A 17,475-nucleotide genomic window follows, 5' to 3' on the forward strand; every position below is an offset into this window, starting at 1 on the left:
TCAAATTACCCTTTTGCTTCAACTTGCTCTGGCTTATAGGTACGAATAATCCAAATCAGAATACCGATCAGGAAGAACGCACTTGGCGGCAGTAATAACAGACCGTTTGGTTGATACCAGCCACCTTCAGAGATCTTGTGCAGGATTTGAACACCGAACAGAGAACCGTTACCAAACAGTTCACGCACGAAGCCAACGGCTAACAGAATCGCACCGTAACCTAAACCGTTACCGATACCATCCATAAAGCTCATCATTGGCGGTGTTTTCATCGCATAGGCTTCAGCGCGCCCCATTACGATACAGTTCGTAATGATAAGGCCCACGAATACCGATAACTGCTTAGAAATCTGATAAGCATAAGCTTGCAGCAATTGGTCAACCACGATTACCAAAGAGGCAATAATGGTCATCTGTACGATAATACGTACGCTGCTAGGAATATGGTTACGGATCATTGAGATAAACAGGTTAGAAAACGCTGTTACCGCAGTTAATGCCAACGCCATTACCAGTGCAGTTTCGAGTTTGCTCGTTACCGCTAACGCACTACATACACCAAGGACTTGTAATGCAATCGGGTTGTTGTTGACGATAGGTCCAGTCAGAACCTGTTTCAGTTCTTTAGCGTCAGACATTAGCTGAGACCTCCATTGCGTGCTTTTTCAATGAAACTCGCAAAACCTTCTTTACCTAACCAGAATGTCAGAGAGTGTTGAACACCGTTACTGGTCAGAGTCGCGCCGGATAATGCATCCACACCGTATTCAGTGCTAGCCACAGCGGGGTTTTTAGTTACGCTGATAGCAATGTTACCTTGCTCATCAAATAACTTTTTACCGTGCCATTTAGCTTTCCACTGAGCGTTTTGAACTTCACCACCAAGACCTGGGGTTTCGCCTTGCTCGTAGTACACTAAGCTTTGAATCGTGTTTAGATCAGCATCTAACGCGAGGAAAGCATACATAGTCGACCACAGGCCATAACCATGAACTGGCAGGATCACGCTGGTTAACTTACCTTGCTCATCGCGAACTAAATAAACCACTGCATCTTCAGCAACACGCTTAACCGAAGCGATGTCGTTTTCAGGTACAAAAGAGGTCTTCACATCGCGAGACGCTTTGCGTTGATCGAATGTGTTGGCATCAACACCTTCAACCCAATCACCGGTTTTTAAGTTAACTAACTTAGCTTCAATGTGCTTGCCGTAAGTATCCAAAATCTGAGCTTTGGTTACTTTGCCCGCTTTCGTGTCAATCAGACCCGCAGCTTCGAGGATGTACTTTTGCTTATCAAGCAGCTTGTTTTCTGCTTGAGTTGGGCGCAGTAATACTGCCGCAGTCGACACGAATATCGCACAAATTAGACATAAGCCAACGACGATAAATAACGTTCTGCCGAACGAATCTTTATTACTAGCCACGAGCAATCCTCCGCTTGATATTTGCCTGAACCACGAAGTGGTCGAACAATGGCGCGAACAAGTTAGCAAACAGAATCGCTAACATCATGCCTTCTGGGAATGCAGGGTTAATCACGCGGATAAACACAGCCATTGCACCAATCAAGATACCGTATGCCCATTTAGCTTGGTTAGTGAATGACGCAGATACTGGGTCAGTCGCCATAAACATCATGCCAAATGCAAAACCACCTAACACTAAGTGCCAGTACCAAGGCATTGCAAACATTGGGTTAGTGTCGCTACCGATCACATTTAACAGTGTAGAGATAGCAATCATACCGACCATCACGCCGCCAACGATGCGCCATGAAGCGATACGGGTATAGATGATAACCAGACCACCTAACAGAATCGCCAGAGTCGATACTTCACCCACAGAGCCTGGAATGAAACCGAAGAACGCATCCCACCAGTTTTGGTTGAATGTGTAATCTAAGGTACCCGCTGCCGCTTGGCTCAGAGCCGTTGCACCAGAGTAACCGTCAGCCACAACCCATGAAGTGTCACCTGACATGTTCAGTGGGTAAGCGAAGAACAGGAAGGCACGACCGGCTAATGCTGGGTTTAAGAAGTTACGCCCCGTACCACCGAACACTTCTTTAGCCACAACCACACCGAAGGTGATACCTAAGGCCACCATCCACAATGGGATAGTTGCTGGCAGGGTTAATGCGAACAGGATAGAGGTAACGAAGAAACCTTCGTTAACTTCGTGGCCACGGATAGCGGCAAACAGCACTTCCCAAATACCACCGATGGCGAAGGTCACCGCGTAGATAGGTAGGAAGAAACAGGCGCCGTACCACATCAGTGCTGGCCAGCCAGAGTTGGCGGTCAGTTCGGTACCGAACATGCCGAACAGGCTCACTTGCCATACGTCAGGGGTTGCAAAACCCGCGATTAACGCAAGTTGTGCTTGCAGACCGACGTTGTACATACCCACGAACATCGCTGGGAAGGCACAGGCCCAAACCGTGATCATCATACGCTTCAGGTCAATATTGTCGCGAACGTGGGTTTTGCCCTTGTTCACTTTACCTGGCGTATAAAAAATGGTGTATGCCGCTTCGAAGAGGGCATAAAACTTTTCGTATTTACCGCCTTTTTCAAAGTCGGGTTCAATACGTTCGAAAAAATCTTTCAAGCTCATTAGCCTTCCCTCTCGATCGTATCTAAACAGTCACGCAGATATGAACCGTAGTCATATTTGCCTGGACATACGAACGTACACAGTGCGAGATCTTCTTCATCCAACTCTAACGCGCCTAAAGTGGCAGCACCGTCAAAGTCACCTGAGATCAGGTCACGCAGCAACATAGTAGGAAGAATATCCAATGGCATTACACGCTCGTAGTTGCCGATTGGCACCATAGCGCGGTCTGAACCACCAGTGCTCGTTGTCATGTTGAACAGACGAGAAGCGCTTAAGTGGCCAAGGAATGCACGGGTAATAGAGTATTTGTTTGAGCCTGGTAACACCCAACCAAAGAATTCTTTTTCAGTGCCTTCTTCTAACAGACTCACCTGCGCGTGGTAACGACCTAAATATCCTTGAGGACCTACAGCAGTACGGCCATTCAGCACAGAGCCTGAAACAACACGTACGTTACCGTCTAAGGTTTCGCCCGCGGTCAGTTCAGTCATGCTTGCACCTAAAATAGTGCGAACCAGACGTGGCTTAGCCGCTTTAGGACCGGCAATTGCGATCACACGTTCGGTATTCAGTTGACCGGTAGTAAATAGCTGACCAATGGCTATTACATCTTGGTAACCGACATGCCAAACAGTACGTTTTGCAGAAGCAGGAAGTAGGAAATGGATATGAGTACCAACAAGACCCGCAGGGTGAACACCGGCAAATTCTTCAACTTGGGCATTAGCGGCAGGAATATCGGCGCCAGGCGCTTTACAAAGGTAAACTTTACCTTCGGTAAGTCTTGCTAAGACCTTAAGACCATTAGCAAAATCTTCTTTATGCTCACGGATCACTACAACAGGATCGGCGGCATGGGGTTGCGTATCAATCGCGGTGACGAAAATACCAGCGGCAGAAGAATCTACGGCAGGCACTTTGCTGAAAGGACGTGTACGCAATGCCGTCCACAGACCCGATTCAATCAGGTTGTCGCGGACTAATTGCGAGTCTAGCGTATCGAGTGCAGCTGCGTCAAACTTAGCAAAGGCAACACTTTCGTTACCTTCAACTTGAATAACTACAGACTGCAGCACGCGCTGGGCGCCCCGGTTAATCTCTAAAATAGTACCACTGGCTAAAGCCGTATATTTCACGCCAGGATTTTTCTTATCTTCGAAAATCACCTGACCTTTTTGAACTTTATCGCCCACTTTGATCTTCATCGTTGGACGTAAGCCAATATACTCTTCACCCAAAGTAGCTACATGTTTAATGGCTGGGCCATTATGGATAACTTGCTCTGGTCCGCCTGCTATAGGCAGTTCCAATCCTTTCTTAATTGTAATCATATCCACAAGCACTACGTTTTGAAGGAAAGACAATGCGCCGCGTTCCTGCTAAATACTGAGGTTTTTAAGCAAAACCTACTGCATTGAGCTAGCGCAGATTTATCACAGAAATGCGATCGCAATCACGCTGGTCGCGCGCATTTTACCCCAATTGCCGTGGCATCGCCACGAAAATTATAGGTGATTTCAAACCTCAAATAAGGATTTAAAAGAATCATGCACTACAGCGTTCACCTTCCGACCGAGTGAGGGCGCAGAAAGAGAAAATATTACGGTCGACAAATACTATAACATTAATTTTTAAAGAAATAATTTAGCGAAAGGTCGATACCTCTTTATGACGATAGCTAAAACGACCTTTTCGCTTTCTCGTTGAATAATCTTTAAACAAGATTTAATTCAGTTTAGAAACGCCACTGATAACCCAAATAGCTGATCCGTCCATTTTCAGTCCGAATTCCGCTATTTGATGCTGTGGTCACAAGGGACTCATCGAGTAGGTTTTCGACCCTAAAATACAGCCTATGGTGTTTATCAAAATCATAGTTTGCCGCTAAATCGACCCGCCACTGGCCTGATACCCGTTGCAACTCACTGCCAAATTGGCTGAAATCGCGCTCAGATTGATAGGCCGCCTCAAGATTTAATTGATATTCGCCATAGTTAACCCCTGCACTCAATTGCAATTGATGTTCGGGTAACCAAGCTAATCTATCGCCCTCTAAAACACAGCCTTGGACATCGGTGCAAGTGCTGGTTTGATACTCGGCGCTAAGATATTGATAATTTAGCCCTAAGGGTAGCTCTACTCCACCCAAGTCCCAGCGATAGTCAAGGCCAAGTTCTACACCATAGGTGAGTACATCGGGAATATTCTCTTGGGTTAACAAGCGTGCATCGGCGCACATCGAATAGCTATCACAGTCCACATGCAAATTATCGAATTCTTGCACATACGCCCGTAAATCGGCTTTTATTCCTTCGCGCGCATATTGGGCGCTCACTTGATAATGCAGCGACACCTGAGCCTCTTGGGTGGTATTTCCCGCACTCGCCGCAGTCCAAGCCCTACGGATATCGGTACTAAAACGCCAATCGCCCGCATCATAGAGCACACCTAATTGCGGCATCCAATCACTGTCGGAGAAATCCGCTTCATCGAGTCCCACAACAGCCTGATCCACTTCACGATTAACACTGACATGCTCGTAAGTCAGCCCTAACTTGATTTGCATGCCTTGCCAGCGCAATAGCGAATCAATGGCCGACGTCAGCGCAGTCGCATCATCGGTATAAGCGAACAGCGCGTTTGACTCATCAACCGCAAGGCTTCTATCCGCTTGCCATAACGCCGTTTGCTCGCCAAAGCGCATTTCCGCCTTATCCGTATGATAACGAGCGCTGTAAATGATTTGATGTTCGCCGTACTGGTTTATGGCTTGGGTCTGGGCGCCAAAGGCACTGTAATCGTTATCTTGAACGAGCAGATTTAAATCGGCGCCATTTGCACTTGGAGCTCGATCAAAGGCGGCGATATCGGCAAGCGTTGCTGCGTCAATCTCTTGCCCATTAAACAAACCAAGTTGATTCAACTGTTGTGAATAGGACTGATAGTAAAAGTCACTGATCACTTTACTGCCACCTAAATCCACTTGGTGTGAAAGCTGATACTTGTGCTGCCGCCCTTTATGCTTATCCTGCGCCGTTGCCGAGTACAAGAGTAAGGGATCCTGCTGCCAGTCCGCCGCGGTGACGCCAAGCTGCGAGCGATAACTGTTATCATCGATAAATTGGTAGGTAAATTCCGTCTGCTGCGGACTACGAGCCCCGAGCAAACTTGCCGCATTCACCTTGAACAACATATCCGTTTGGGTTCTATCGGCATCGCTGCCATTGAAAAAATTCGCATCACCTTGTTCTTTCTGGTAATTCGCTGCGAATAATGCACCATATTCTTTTTGCTTAACGCCCCAACTCATGCCGGCATTCAAATCCGACTCTGTCGAACCTTCAACGAGAAAACTGCCAGACTGAGGTCGGTTAGCTATTTCAAGGCTCTGATAATTCACCACACCGAAAGCGCCCTGCCCGCCTACCGTCATATCCGCCAGTGGTGTGCTAGTGACATTTTGCTGTAGTAAAAGGTTAGGCAATAACTGCAACTGCGGCGCCGAATAAGGCGCGGGTGAAAAATACACCCGATCTTGCATCACGGCCACACCTTGGCTAGCGGAGCGCATACTGATATTCGCGGTATTTCCACTGTGATCGGCCCGCAATAAGGTTAAGCTATTTAAGTAACTCAGCTGCATCCCATCATCACTGGAGTGATATTGGTCATTGAGCTCAATCAGATCGAGTGTTTGAGAATAGAGTGGGTTTGCATTGAGGGGATGAGTGTAAACACAGGAAACCGCAAGCGCGGTCAGCGACATCACAAAGTAGCGACTAGACATACCAAGCTCCCAAAAGTGTTTGTTAGCGTACGGCGTTTTTGTTGTTATTTTGTAAAATAGCTGAATTTGCTCGAAAAAAAAAGCGACGAATGTCGCTTTCTTGACGCTAAAGCCTTAAGTCTAAGCACCACGCCTTGTGGCGCCCTAGCAAAGCTTAGAGTTGACCTAAGATCTCATCGCTGAGTTTTAAGTCATCATTACGGTTAACACTCACACCTGCGGCGATAATGTTACGGGCGATATCTTGGGCTTGTTCTAACGAGTGCATCTCGTAAGTGCCACATTGATACTCGTTAAGCTCAGGGATTTCAGATTGCTCAACCACTTTGAGCACATCTTCCATTGAGGCAAGCCATGCATCAGCCACTTGGCGCTCACTCGGCTCACCAATCAGGCTCATGTAGAAACCGGTGCGGCATCCCATTGGTGAAATATCAATAATTTCAACATCGCTGCCGTTTAGATGATCACGCATAAAACCCGCAAACAGATGCTCTAGAGTATGGATACCACGCTCGCTGAGGATATCTTTATTCGGTGCACAAAAACGTAGATCGAATACGGTAATCGCATCGCCTTTTGGGGTACTCATATGTTTGGCAACACGCACGGCTGGCGCATTCATCCGAGTATGGTCAACGGTAAAGCTATCAAGTAATGGCATAGGAAACTCCAAATTCTTAGGGCGATACAACCGCTATCGGTTTATGGGCGCAAGCATAACACCAAATGGATTAGGTCGATAACAAGATAATGTAAGATGAAATCATCTCACATTAATCAGACGCTAATATGAACATTTTGTTCAAATTAGCGGCATTAGTGCTGGCGCTGCTGGCTGTAAGCATCCTCTGAAATCTTATGATACTCACGCACTCCCTGCTCATAGGCATGGTAAGCGCGGTACACTTTTCGCATCATAGGATCCTGCTCGGCCTGCTCTTCAATGACCTGCTGCGAGATACGTTCAAGCTCGGTGAGCACCTGGGGTGGAAAAGCCTTAAGCACTACACCTTCATCTTTGACTAAGGTGTCAAGGGCTGTCACATTACGTGTGGTGTATTCGTCTAGCATATCTTGATTGATGGCGCGTGCAGCCGTTTTGACTATGGCTTGTAAATCTTGGGGAAGACTCTCGAACGCACCCTTATTAATCAAAAACTCCATATTGGAACCAGGCTCGTGCCAACCGGGGTAATAGTAATATTTGGCGACTTTATGTAAACCAAAGGCGAGGTCATTCACAGGCCCAACCCACTCAGCTGCATCGATAGACCCCGTTTGCAAAGCGCCATAAAGCTCCCTGCCCGCCATATTGACGGGTACAGCACCGACACGCTTGAGCACTTCGCCCCCCAAGCCCGGCATACGGATCTTCAAGCCTTTAAGATCGGCAATGCTATTAATAGGTTTATTAAACCAACCGCCCATCTGCATCCCAGTATTACCACCCGCTAATGGAATGATGCCAAAGGGGCGATAGACTTCTTCCCACAATGCCATGCCGCCGCCATAATGCAGCCAGCCGTTCATCTCTTGGGCCGTCATGCCAAAGGGGATCGAAGAAAAAAACTGCGAGGCGGGCGCTTTCCCCTTCCAATAATAGGAGGCGGCGTGGGCCATTTGAATTTTACCTTGGCTCACCCCGTCGAACACCGCAAAGGCGGGCATTAATTCTCCCGCACCGTACACATGAATTTGTAAGCGGCCGTGGGACATCTCGTTCACCAGCTTGGCAAAACGCTCAGGTGCCATACCTAAACCTGCGAAATTTTTCGGCCAAGACGTGGCTAAACGCCACTCGATAACATCTTTAACGGGAGTCGCATCGGCATGAGGTGCTGCAGTCTGCTCGATATGCTGGGGCGCGGGATTACACCCACCGAGACCAATAAGCAATACCGTAAAGATTAGGCACCCCAAATGACGCATCGAACACTCTCCCTGAATGCGAAGTTAGTTAACAGTATGAAAATTAGCGCTCTTAAGTATCGGCTGATGTAAAGCACTCTTGTTTAGATGCTTACGACTTACATTCCATTCACTATAAACAGTGAGCACTAATTCAGTACAAAATAGAACATATTGTTAACACAGAAAATTCAACAGGGAAACCGCATATTGTCGTCTATTTGACCTAAAACAAAAAAGCCACGTTGATAACGTGGCTTTTATAAAGTTCGGTGGCCGAATTAACCGCGGCAATTTGGCGTTTTAGGCACTTCAACATCCTTAGCCCACTCACTCTGAGTGAAGGTATGGATAGAAAGTGCATGCACACCATTAGCTAACTCGTTGGCTAAACAGTTATTTACCAAACGATGGCGGGCGAGCAAACGAAGCCCATCAAATTCATCACTGACGACAACCACTTTAAAGTGAGTCTCTGAATTAGGCGGAACATGGTGACGGTGACTTTCGTTAAGGACTTCTAAATGAGTTGGCGAAAAGCTTTCAGTCAGCTTCTGATCAATGGTCTGTGCCACTGTGCCCTGCGCATGGGTATTGGACATATTCAAATCTCAACATGGGAAAATCCAGTGGCCGCAGAGTACTGCTTCAAGTACAAAAGATCAAATTTCAACGTCAGCTTTGTGGCTCTAAACTGAGCCAATTTAGTAACAGTATGAAATGATTTGCCTTTCAATCAGCCATGATAATTAACAATCAATTGCCTAAAGGTGTAGTTCCAGCGAGGTGCTTTAACATTTAAGCGCTTAGGCACACTGTGCAACCAATCTTGCTGCATTGGCCAGTGCATAATGAGTAAATCACCGCTATGCAAACTAATAGTGTATTTCACTTTGCTGTGTTTATGTTTAATCACAAAATCCCGCGAGGCGCCAAGGCTGATAGAGGCAATATCACTGCCGCTCGCGATCTCGGGCTCATCATCGCTGTGGGCGCCCATGCAATCTTGACCATCTGCATAGCGATTCACTAACACACCATTGCTGCCAAGGCTAAAGTCCCGCTGCAACTTGTCACGCAATTTTTGCAAATACTTAGGCCAAGGCAGAGCACGAATAAATAGCCCCGAATATAAATAGTCGCATCCCGCATCGCCATACCAAACCTGCTGCCTTGGAATGGCATGATATTCACCAAACACTTGAATTTGTGGGCGACTCAATGGGTAAGACTCGGCCTCCTTGAGTAGGGCATTCTGCTGTGCCACATTCAAATAATCCCTAACTAAGGTGATAGGCGGCTCGACTTGTGCCGCACCTTGATGATGGACGCAAGAGGTGCCGCTATCAGCTTCAAGATTGACCTCTGGTTCGAGTCCTAAATCGACTTGTTTCATACAGTACCTTATACCACTGACGACTGTGATTGACCCCACCCAATCACTCATAAATGCACGAGCAGATATACAACCTCAGGCAAGCATCGCACGATAAAGGGAAATCTGCGATAATCTGCGCCTTATTTAATTGGCGCTGTTTTAATGGCAGCGTTTTTATTCGCACCGTTTTTATTGGCTTAGCACAAAGATGACGACACAATTTTCAGTGGCAGGGATTGAGCTTGAACTCTTTCGCTACCCCGCTTCGCAGGAATCCAATCTCCAAGCTTGGGATGCGGCAGACGAGCATTTGATTAACACCCTAGTCGAAGGCGGACAAACCGCGGTGCCAACGGCCATTATCAACGACAGCTTTGGCGCCTTAAGCTGCGCCCTATCGCGACTTAATCCCGATTGGCCGCTGAATGTCGAAACCGATGCCAGAACCAGTTTTTTAGGTGCAGAGCAAAATCATCATCGCAATCAGTTGCCTATGGATAACCTAACCAGGTTTACCAGTCGCGATGCCTTACCAGGCGATCTCGCTCTCGTATTGATGAAGCTACCTAAAAACCTCACTTACTTTGCCCACCAGCTGATGCGCTTGTCCCAAGTGTTGCCCGCAGGCTGCAAAGTGTTAATTGGCGCAAAAGCCAAGTCTATCAACGCGAGCTTATTGGAAGTATTTGCAAAATACTTAGGGCCAGCGAGCGCCAGCCTCGCTTGGAAGAAAACCCGCGTCATCACCTGTATTAGCGATGGCAAACCACGTGCCTTACCGAAGGAAGTCACTTGGGATATTTCCGAATTCAACCTCCACATCAGCAATTTAAGCAATGTGTTTGCCGCCAATAAGCTCGATATCGGCGCGCGCATTATGTTGGATAACCTCCCTCAGGGAGACTTTAAAACGATTGTCGACCTGGGTTGTGGCAATGGCGTGCTCGGTCTGCGTGCGGCCCAGTTATACCCTAATGCCGATATCCATTTTATTGATGATTCCGAAATGGCAGTGGCCTCGGCAAAAGCCAACTGGGCAAACAACCAACTCCCCGCAGGTAAAGGCCATTTCCATTGGGATGATTGTATGACCCACCTACCCGATGGAGTAGAACCCGATTTAGTGCTCTGCAATCCGCCCTTCCATCAGGGCGAGGCGATTACCGACCACATTGCTTGGCAGATGTTTTTAGACGCGCGGCGCCGACTCAAAAATGGCGGCATTTTACATATAGTGGGGAATCGACACTTGGCTTACCACGTCAAATTGCAGCGTTTATTTAAAAACTGCACCACAGTCGCCTCCAACGGCAAATTTGTGATCCTGCAAGCGCAGAAATAACCACTTTCATACGGCAAAGATAGGGCGAAATCATTGCGCTATCTTTGCCTCATCTCCTCCACGTTCGCATTCGCACATACTGAGTAACGGCTTTTTACTAGCCGTTATGCCTAGTTGCCAGTACAATCTTTCACAGTAAAAGCATAAAAGTGAGTCACTTAGACTTTTATGCCCCATGGATATGGAAAGCATATTTAGGATATTGAGATGCCGTTAAAGGATGACGTTGACCAACTCAAGGCAGAATTGGCGCAGTTAAAACTGCAGCATCTGTCGCAGCAATCTTCACTCAGCCGCCAACTGGCAGAATTCTCGGCCAAGCTCGATAGCATCAGTCTTCAGCTTGAGCAGCAAGACAATGGCCCTCTCACCAACACATCCGCCAGCACGGACGATATCACAGCGCCATTCGGCACGACGATTGAGCCAAGGGATGAGCGCGCCTCGCTGCAATCTGAAGAAATGGCTCCCCATATCCAGCCACAAATGCCCGAGGCAAATCCTTGGCAAGACGATCCTTGGCAGCGCCATGCTAAGGCCCCCTCAAAAGCCGTGCATTCACCAGTGGATTCGCAGCAGGATGATTTGCAGCAAGATAAGGCCTTTTCTCAGCAAGCCGGACTTGAAGTGGGCGTGCAGGCTGCAAGCCAATTAGAGACCTTATTATCCCAAGGCGTTGCCGCCATCATGGCGCCATTTGCGGCCATCACTGAACAGGTCAAAGGTTTCTATCAACATTATCAAGCCAAGGGCTTAGGCCCGGTATTTTTGATGACGGTCGCGGGCATCATCACACTCACCCTAGGTTTTGGCTACCTACTGCAATATTCCATCAACCATTGGTTTTCCGAACTCGGCAAAGCCCTGCTGGGTTTTGGCTGCGCCAATGCGATTATTGCGGGCGGGATTTTTATCCGCCAAAAAAGGGCGGGCATGGCCGACTTTGGCTCTGGGATTGTCGGATTAGGCCTTATCCTAAACTATCTCTGCGCCTATTTTATTGGCCCCTACTTTGAGATTATCCCTAACAGTGCCAGCTTTATCCTGCTGCTATTGATTACCTTAGCGGGCTATGGCCTGTCGATGCGACTCGATGCCAAAGTTATTGCCGTGATTGCCCTAGTCGGCGGCTCGATGGCACCTATGATGCTGTTATCCCAAAGCTATGCGCCGCTACTGTATATTCCCTATCTGCTACTGATAGGTGCGGGCGCACTCGCCCAAAGCCGTAAATTACACTGGCCATTACTGCTGGAAATCACAGCCTTCCTACATATCGCCTGCATCGAAGCCTTCAGCTATTTTGTCGATTTACCGCTCACCCAATGGGGCGGCGCTGCAGTGCTAGCTCTAGTGAGCATTAACGCACTCCTTTATCTCTATGGTCTATATGGGTGTATCGTTAATTCCTCCTCGACCTCACTCAGCCATAGAGCCTTGGTTCTGCCGATAGCCCTACTGGCCTTTGTTATCTTCGAACTCACCCAATTTACGCCATTCGCCGGGGAGATTTTTATCGCCAATGCTCTGGTATGCGCAGGTTTATACGTTAAGCTCAAGTCTCGACTCGCCCCGTCCCAGCGCAGTCTCTTATTAGTCTTTGGCGGCAGTTTTGCCGCCTTTGCCGCCCTTTATCTCTTAAGTCATGATTTCCTGGGCTTAGTGCTCATTCTCGAAGCATTGCTCCTGCTGTGGATTGGCCTTAAGGAGAAACTGATTTCGGTGCGCGCCGAAGCCTATGTGTTATTGCTAACAGGGCTGGTTCTCAATTTATATGCGGTGCTGACAGGTTTTTCCCTACTCGGACTTGGCGAGCAAACGCCGGTGGTGGCGCTTGGGTTCCCGCTGCTCGCGTTAGCCTTAAGCGCGGCGGCCCTGCTATTTGTTATCCGCCAAATCCACTGTGATGAGTTACCACTGTCGCGGCTCGAACGGCAATTGAGTTATTTATTCAAAGAGTTACTCAGTGGCTTTTATGTGGCGACCCTTTTGCTGGCGGCTTACCTTGTCAGCAGCGATTATTACCTCGCCATCATCCCGCTTGTGAGTCTGTTGCTGTTGTATTTAAGTGGTAAAGACAAGTTGATGGTCAGCGAGTTTGCCGCTTGGCTCTTGCTGCTGCCACTCCTATTTACCGTGGTCGAAGGCGTGACCCTCTCTGGCAGCTTGAGCTTTAGTGCGCAGCCACTGATGGCAAAGCTGGCACGCATTGAATTATTCGCCGCCCTGTTGCTGGCCCACTATTGGTATCGTAAGCACTATCCAAGCTCGCTGTTCGCCCAGGCCGCCAAGCAGATACAACTCTGCTGTTATCTGCTGCTGCCACTAATCTTATTGCCTAAGGTGATGCGCAGTTATTGGGAGTTTACCGCGGTTGCACTCTGGCTCAGCAGTTTGTTCAGCCTCGCCCTTGCCTATGTTATCAAGCATAAAGCCCTTGAGATTGAAACCAAGATTTTGACTTGGCTAGCGATCCTCACCACCGCCAGCTTGTGCCTATTTGAAGTTTGGCAAGGACTTATCGCGCTGCTGATAGGTGCTCTAGTCATGGGCTTTATACTGCTGCGTTATCGCAAGTTTGCCAAGCCTTGGGCATCACTGCTAACCCTGCAATGGCAACTTAGCCCTTATTATTTCGCGCTGGTGCTGGCCGTATTAGTCTATGGATTTAACCGCGTCGATGTAGTGGCATGGTCGATGACAGCTTTAGCACTGAGCGGCTACTTTGCCCTCTTGCTCCAAAGACGCATCAAACATGGCGCCGTGCAAACGGGATTAATGGCGCACTTAGCCATCGAAATCCAAGCCGCGGTGCGCTCAAGCTACAGCTTGGCCTACGGGCTTTGTCTAGGGCTCGCGCTGCTGCCAATAATGCTGCACTTTGAGTTGTCGCTAAGACTCGATCTGGATAACGTGTTATTGATCCTCTGTGAATTGATGGCATTAGCACTGCTCGCGCTACTTATCTTACGCCGCGGCGTCGCTATTCGTTTGCATCAGCGTTTCTTACCGCTGCAATGGCTCAAATGGGGCTGGCATGGATTGCTCGCGCTGAGTTATCTCACCTGGAGTTATGCGTTCGATAATATGATTGCCGCGCCACTCAGCGCCATTTTGCTCGTCGTGCATGGCAGCGTGTTGATGTTTATCAGCTTAAAACCCCAGCATGCGGATATGATCCGCCTCGCCGCCGGACTCTTTACCTTAGCCACACTGAAAGTGTTATTGCTGGATATGGCATCCTTCGAGCTAGTGCAAAAGGTTATCGCCTTTATGTTGATTGGGGTGATCTTACTGACCGTCTCTTACTTCTATCAAAAGGCGCGTAATCGCCTACAAGAAGCAAACTAATAAGTCGTCAGTTTTGTAAAGTAAAAGGCCGCTAACATTAGCGGCCTTTTTCATTCTAATAATCAATCTACTAATTTAAGCCAAGGCTTTTTCCAGCGCCTGCGCCACATCGGCAATAATATCGTCGATATGTTCAATGCCAACGGAGATTCGAATTAAGTCCTCAGACACTCCTGCTCTGGCAAGCTCGTTTGCATCTAGTTGTCTGTGGGTGGTACTGGCGGGATGGCAAGCCAGCGATTTGGCATCACCAATGTTCACTAAGCGTAAAATCATCTGTAGCGCGTCGATAAACTTGCCGCCAGCGATTTTCCCCTCCTCAGGAGTGGCCGCTTTAATACCAAAGCTGATAATCCCAGAGGCTTTACCGCCGGTGATTTTTTGGCAATTCTCACGGTAAGGGCTACTCGGCAAAGCGCCGTAATTCACCCAACTGACCGAAGGATGCAGTATCAAATATTCGGCCAAGGCCAACGCATTCGAGCAGTGACGCTCCATACGTAGGCTCAAGGTTTCCAGCCCTTGCAGCAGCAAAAATGCACTGTGAGGTGAGAGCGCCGCCCCAGTATTACGCAGCGGCACCACGCGGCAACGTCCAATAAAGGCCGCGGCACCAAAGTCCTCGGTATACACCACACCATGGTAGGAAGGATCGGCTTGATTGAGCAGAGCAAAGCGTTCTTTGTTCGCCACCCAATCGAACTTGCCCGAGTCAATAATCACGCCGCCAATCGTCGTTCCATGGCCGCCAATGTATTTGGTCAACGAATGGATAACGATATCGGCGCCATGTTCAAACGGGCGACATAGAACAGGGGTAGCGACAGTGTTATCGACAATTAAAGGCACACCGTGTTTATGGGCTATCTCGGCTAAACGTTTAAGATCGACAATATTGCCGGCGGGGTTACCGATGGACTCACAGAATAGCGCCTTGGTCTTAGCATCGATTAAGGCATCGAGCTCTTCAAAGTCATCGAAGGCTGCCATCCGTACTTCGACTCCTTGGCGCGGCAGCGTATGGGCAAACAGATTATAAGTGCCGCCATAGAGTTGGCTGGTACTGACAATATTGTCCCCCACCTGAGTAAGGGCTTGAATCGCATAGGTAATGGCCGCCATTCCCGAGGCTAGTGCGAGTGCACCTATGCCGCCTTCAATGGCCGCAAGCCGCTGCTCGAGCACGCTGGTCGTCGGGTTCATAATCCGCGTGTAGATATTGCCTGCGACTTTTAAGTCAAATAAATCAGCACCATGTTGGGTATCATCGAAGGTGTAGGAAGTGGTTTGATAAATAGGTACCGCAGCGGCTTTCGTGGTCGCCTCTGATTCATATCCGTGGTGTAACGCCAGTGATTCAAGTTTCATCTTTGTGTCCTTCCCCAATAAATTCCCCAAGCCGTTCCTCAAACATAGCCACTCCCCAAGGCAAATCGAGGGGTACGCTACGCAAATTGATGCTCCGATCGCACAAGATTTGTGCACTGCATCCAAGTTAACAGATGGACATCTAGAAGTCTAAATCTTTTTAAATCACCATCGAATTTACCGCAACGGCTCACACTTTGGCGTATCAATTCGGGGAGTGTTCTAGGAGCTGCGCGAGCGCTTTTACCGCACGCACTATCTCGGGTGAGCAATCGTAGGAGGCATTAATGCGCATAAAATGGCGAAACTCTGCTTGATTACTAAAGAGATTCCCCGGCGCGATACTGATCCCTCGCTCAAGCGCGCTATGGTATATCTGCGTCGCGTCCATATGACTAGGCAACGCCAACCAGAGGAAATAACCGCCCGGCTCAAAGTTCACACTTACAGACTCCGACAAGTGAGCCCGCAGCAACTGATACATGGCAAATTTGCGATCCGCTAAGGTGTGGCGTAAGCGCTTTAAATGACGCTCATATTGGGGCGACTGAATAAAATCGGCGATGGCCAGTTGCATAGGCGCACTGGTTGAGAGGGTCGACATTAATTGCAAGCGTTGCAATTGAGGGGCATGGCGCCCCGCGGCAACCCAACCGACTCGATATCCCGCAATCAAAGATTTCGAAAAGGAACCACAATGCAGTACGCAGCCTTGGGTGTCTAAGGCTTTAATCGGCCTAGGCGCACTCGAACCGACATAAAGCTCTTGATATACATCATCTTCAATCAGACTGACATTATGTTCACAAAGCAGTTGATAAACAGCCTGTTTTTTCTGGTCAGACAAACTACAACCTAAGGGGTTTTGATGCAGACTCATCAACCAACAGGCTTTGACGGGATAGGTCTTCAGCACTTCAGCCAAAGCATTAAGATCAATCCCTTCGCGGGGTTCCGTTGCGACCGCAATCGCCCTCAGCTTGAGGCGCTCAATGGCTTGCATCGCACCATAAAAGGCGGGCGATTCAATCACGACCCAATCCCCCGCCTGAGCCAAGGCCGCTAAGCTCAAGTTCAGCGCCTCCATCGCCCCTGAGGTAATTAAAATTTCATCGGGCGCCACGCTCATGCCTAACTTGGCATAACGTTGGGAAATCGCCTTGCGTAACCCAGCATTACCGGGGGGAAGATTATCGGCCGCAAACGACGGTGACATCTGCCGAGTGACCTTGACCAACGAGCGCGCTAAGGCTTGCTGTGGAAATAAACTGGGATCGGGAAATGCCGAGCCAAAGGGCACAATCCCCGCCTGTTTCGATGCCTGCAATACGTTAAACACAAACTCGTTAATATCGACCTTATCGGAGAAATAGATCTGCCGTTGAGTCTCTGGATAACGAAAGGCTTCAGGCTGAGGCGCCACTATGTAACCGGATTTTGCCTGCGCCAATATCACGCCTTGGCTTTCGAGTAACTGATAGGCGTTCAGCACCGTCATTAAACTCAGCCCCGAATCCGCCACGGTTTGCCGCAATGATGGCAATTTATCCCCCGTCTGCCAGACACCTTGAGTAATTCGGTTTTTGAGATCCTGCGCTAACTGTTGGTACTTAGGCATCTGTTATAGCTAACTTAGTCAATTCTGTATCTGTTATAGCCAGATTACCCCATGGTCTAATAGCACACAAGCCATCAGCGGTACGAATCCGAGGCGCTG

The 17,475-nt window shown here is 48.6% G+C and carries 13 protein-coding genes; 2 read left to right on the forward strand and 11 right to left on the reverse strand.

Features of this window, described 5'->3' with window-relative positions; translation table 11 throughout:
* Positions 1 to 5 precede the first annotated feature (5 nt).
* The 9 genes from M0415_RS09140 to M0415_RS09180 form a co-directional block, all read right to left on the reverse strand.
* Positions 6 to 638: an NADH:ubiquinone reductase (Na(+)-transporting) subunit D gene (locus M0415_RS09140; protein WP_011621733.1), complete on the reverse strand. Its 633-nt coding sequence runs from the start codon at positions 636 to 638 to the stop codon at positions 6 to 8.
* Entirely contained in the window at positions 638 to 1,426 is a 789-nt protein-coding gene (locus M0415_RS09145; RefSeq protein ID WP_011716069.1) for a Na(+)-translocating NADH-quinone reductase subunit C, read from the reverse strand. Before M0415_RS09145 ends, M0415_RS09140 begins: the two co-directional genes overlap by 1 nt.
* Entirely contained in the window at positions 1,419 to 2,618 is a 1,200-nt protein-coding gene (locus M0415_RS09150; protein WP_208661877.1) for an NADH:ubiquinone reductase (Na(+)-transporting) subunit B, read from the reverse strand. The genes M0415_RS09145 and M0415_RS09150 overlap by 8 nt, the downstream gene beginning before the upstream one ends.
* Complete coding sequence (locus tag M0415_RS09155) at positions 2,618 to 3,952, reverse strand: Na(+)-translocating NADH-quinone reductase subunit A (RefSeq protein ID WP_249556578.1); 1,335 nt, start codon at positions 3,950 to 3,952, stop codon at positions 2,618 to 2,620. The genes M0415_RS09150 and M0415_RS09155 overlap by 1 nt, the downstream gene beginning before the upstream one ends.
* A gap of 404 nt (positions 3,953 to 4,356) precedes the next feature.
* A complete protein-coding gene (locus M0415_RS09160) occupies positions 4,357 to 6,408 on the reverse strand; it encodes a TonB-dependent receptor domain-containing protein (protein WP_249554213.1) in 2,052 nt (683 codons plus the stop codon).
* Positions 6,409 to 6,562: 154 nt separating this feature from the next.
* Positions 6,563 to 7,072, reverse strand: coding sequence for an S-ribosylhomocysteine lyase (gene luxS, locus M0415_RS09165; protein WP_011716065.1), 510 nt, complete (start codon positions 7,070 to 7,072; stop codon positions 6,563 to 6,565).
* Between the two features lie 155 nt (positions 7,073 to 7,227).
* Positions 7,228 to 8,340, reverse strand: coding sequence for a TRAP transporter substrate-binding protein (locus M0415_RS09170; RefSeq protein ID WP_249554211.1), 1,113 nt, complete (start codon positions 8,338 to 8,340; stop codon positions 7,228 to 7,230).
* Positions 8,341 to 8,600: 260 nt separating this feature from the next.
* Positions 8,601 to 8,921 carry a BolA family protein gene (locus M0415_RS09175; protein ID WP_011716063.1) on the reverse strand — a complete coding sequence of 107 codons (321 nt, stop codon included), beginning with the start codon at positions 8,919 to 8,921 and terminating at the stop codon, positions 8,601 to 8,603.
* 134 nt (positions 8,922 to 9,055) lie between these two features.
* Positions 9,056 to 9,715 (reverse strand): alpha-ketoglutarate-dependent dioxygenase AlkB family protein, encoded by a 660-nt coding sequence (locus M0415_RS09180; RefSeq protein ID WP_249554209.1) that lies wholly within the window; start codon positions 9,713 to 9,715, stop codon positions 9,056 to 9,058.
* A 190-nt stretch (positions 9,716 to 9,905) separates the two neighbouring features.
* Here M0415_RS09180 and M0415_RS09185 point away from each other — a divergent pair, with 190 nt between their 5' ends.
* Positions 9,906 to 11,039: a methyltransferase gene (locus tag M0415_RS09185; protein ID WP_249554206.1), complete on the forward strand. Its 1,134-nt coding sequence runs from the start codon at positions 9,906 to 9,908 to the stop codon at positions 11,037 to 11,039.
* 207 nt (positions 11,040 to 11,246) lie between these two features.
* Positions 11,247 to 14,390 carry a DUF2339 domain-containing protein gene (locus M0415_RS09190; RefSeq protein ID WP_249554204.1) on the forward strand — a complete coding sequence of 1,048 codons (3,144 nt, stop codon included), beginning with the start codon at positions 11,247 to 11,249 and terminating at the stop codon, positions 14,388 to 14,390.
* 75 nt (positions 14,391 to 14,465) lie between these two features.
* Here M0415_RS09190 and M0415_RS09195 read toward each other — a convergent pair whose 3' ends face one another.
* Together M0415_RS09195 and M0415_RS09200 are read right to left on the reverse strand one after the other, a co-directional pair.
* The gene (locus M0415_RS09195) at positions 14,466 to 15,758 is read right to left on the reverse strand and encodes an O-acetylhomoserine aminocarboxypropyltransferase/cysteine synthase family protein (protein ID WP_249554202.1); all 1,293 of its coding nucleotides are present in this window, start codon (positions 15,756 to 15,758) and stop codon (positions 14,466 to 14,468) included.
* 205 nt (positions 15,759 to 15,963) lie between these two features.
* Positions 15,964 to 17,376 carry an aminotransferase-like domain-containing protein gene (locus tag M0415_RS09200; RefSeq protein WP_249554200.1) on the reverse strand — a complete coding sequence of 471 codons (1,413 nt, stop codon included), beginning with the start codon at positions 17,374 to 17,376 and terminating at the stop codon, positions 15,964 to 15,966.
* Positions 17,377 to 17,475: the final 99 nt, after the last annotated feature.

It is taken from the genome of Shewanella sp. 10B (genome assembly GCF_023475885.1).
GTDB classification, from domain to species: domain Bacteria; phylum Pseudomonadota; class Gammaproteobacteria; order Enterobacterales; family Shewanellaceae; genus Shewanella; species Shewanella mangrovisoli.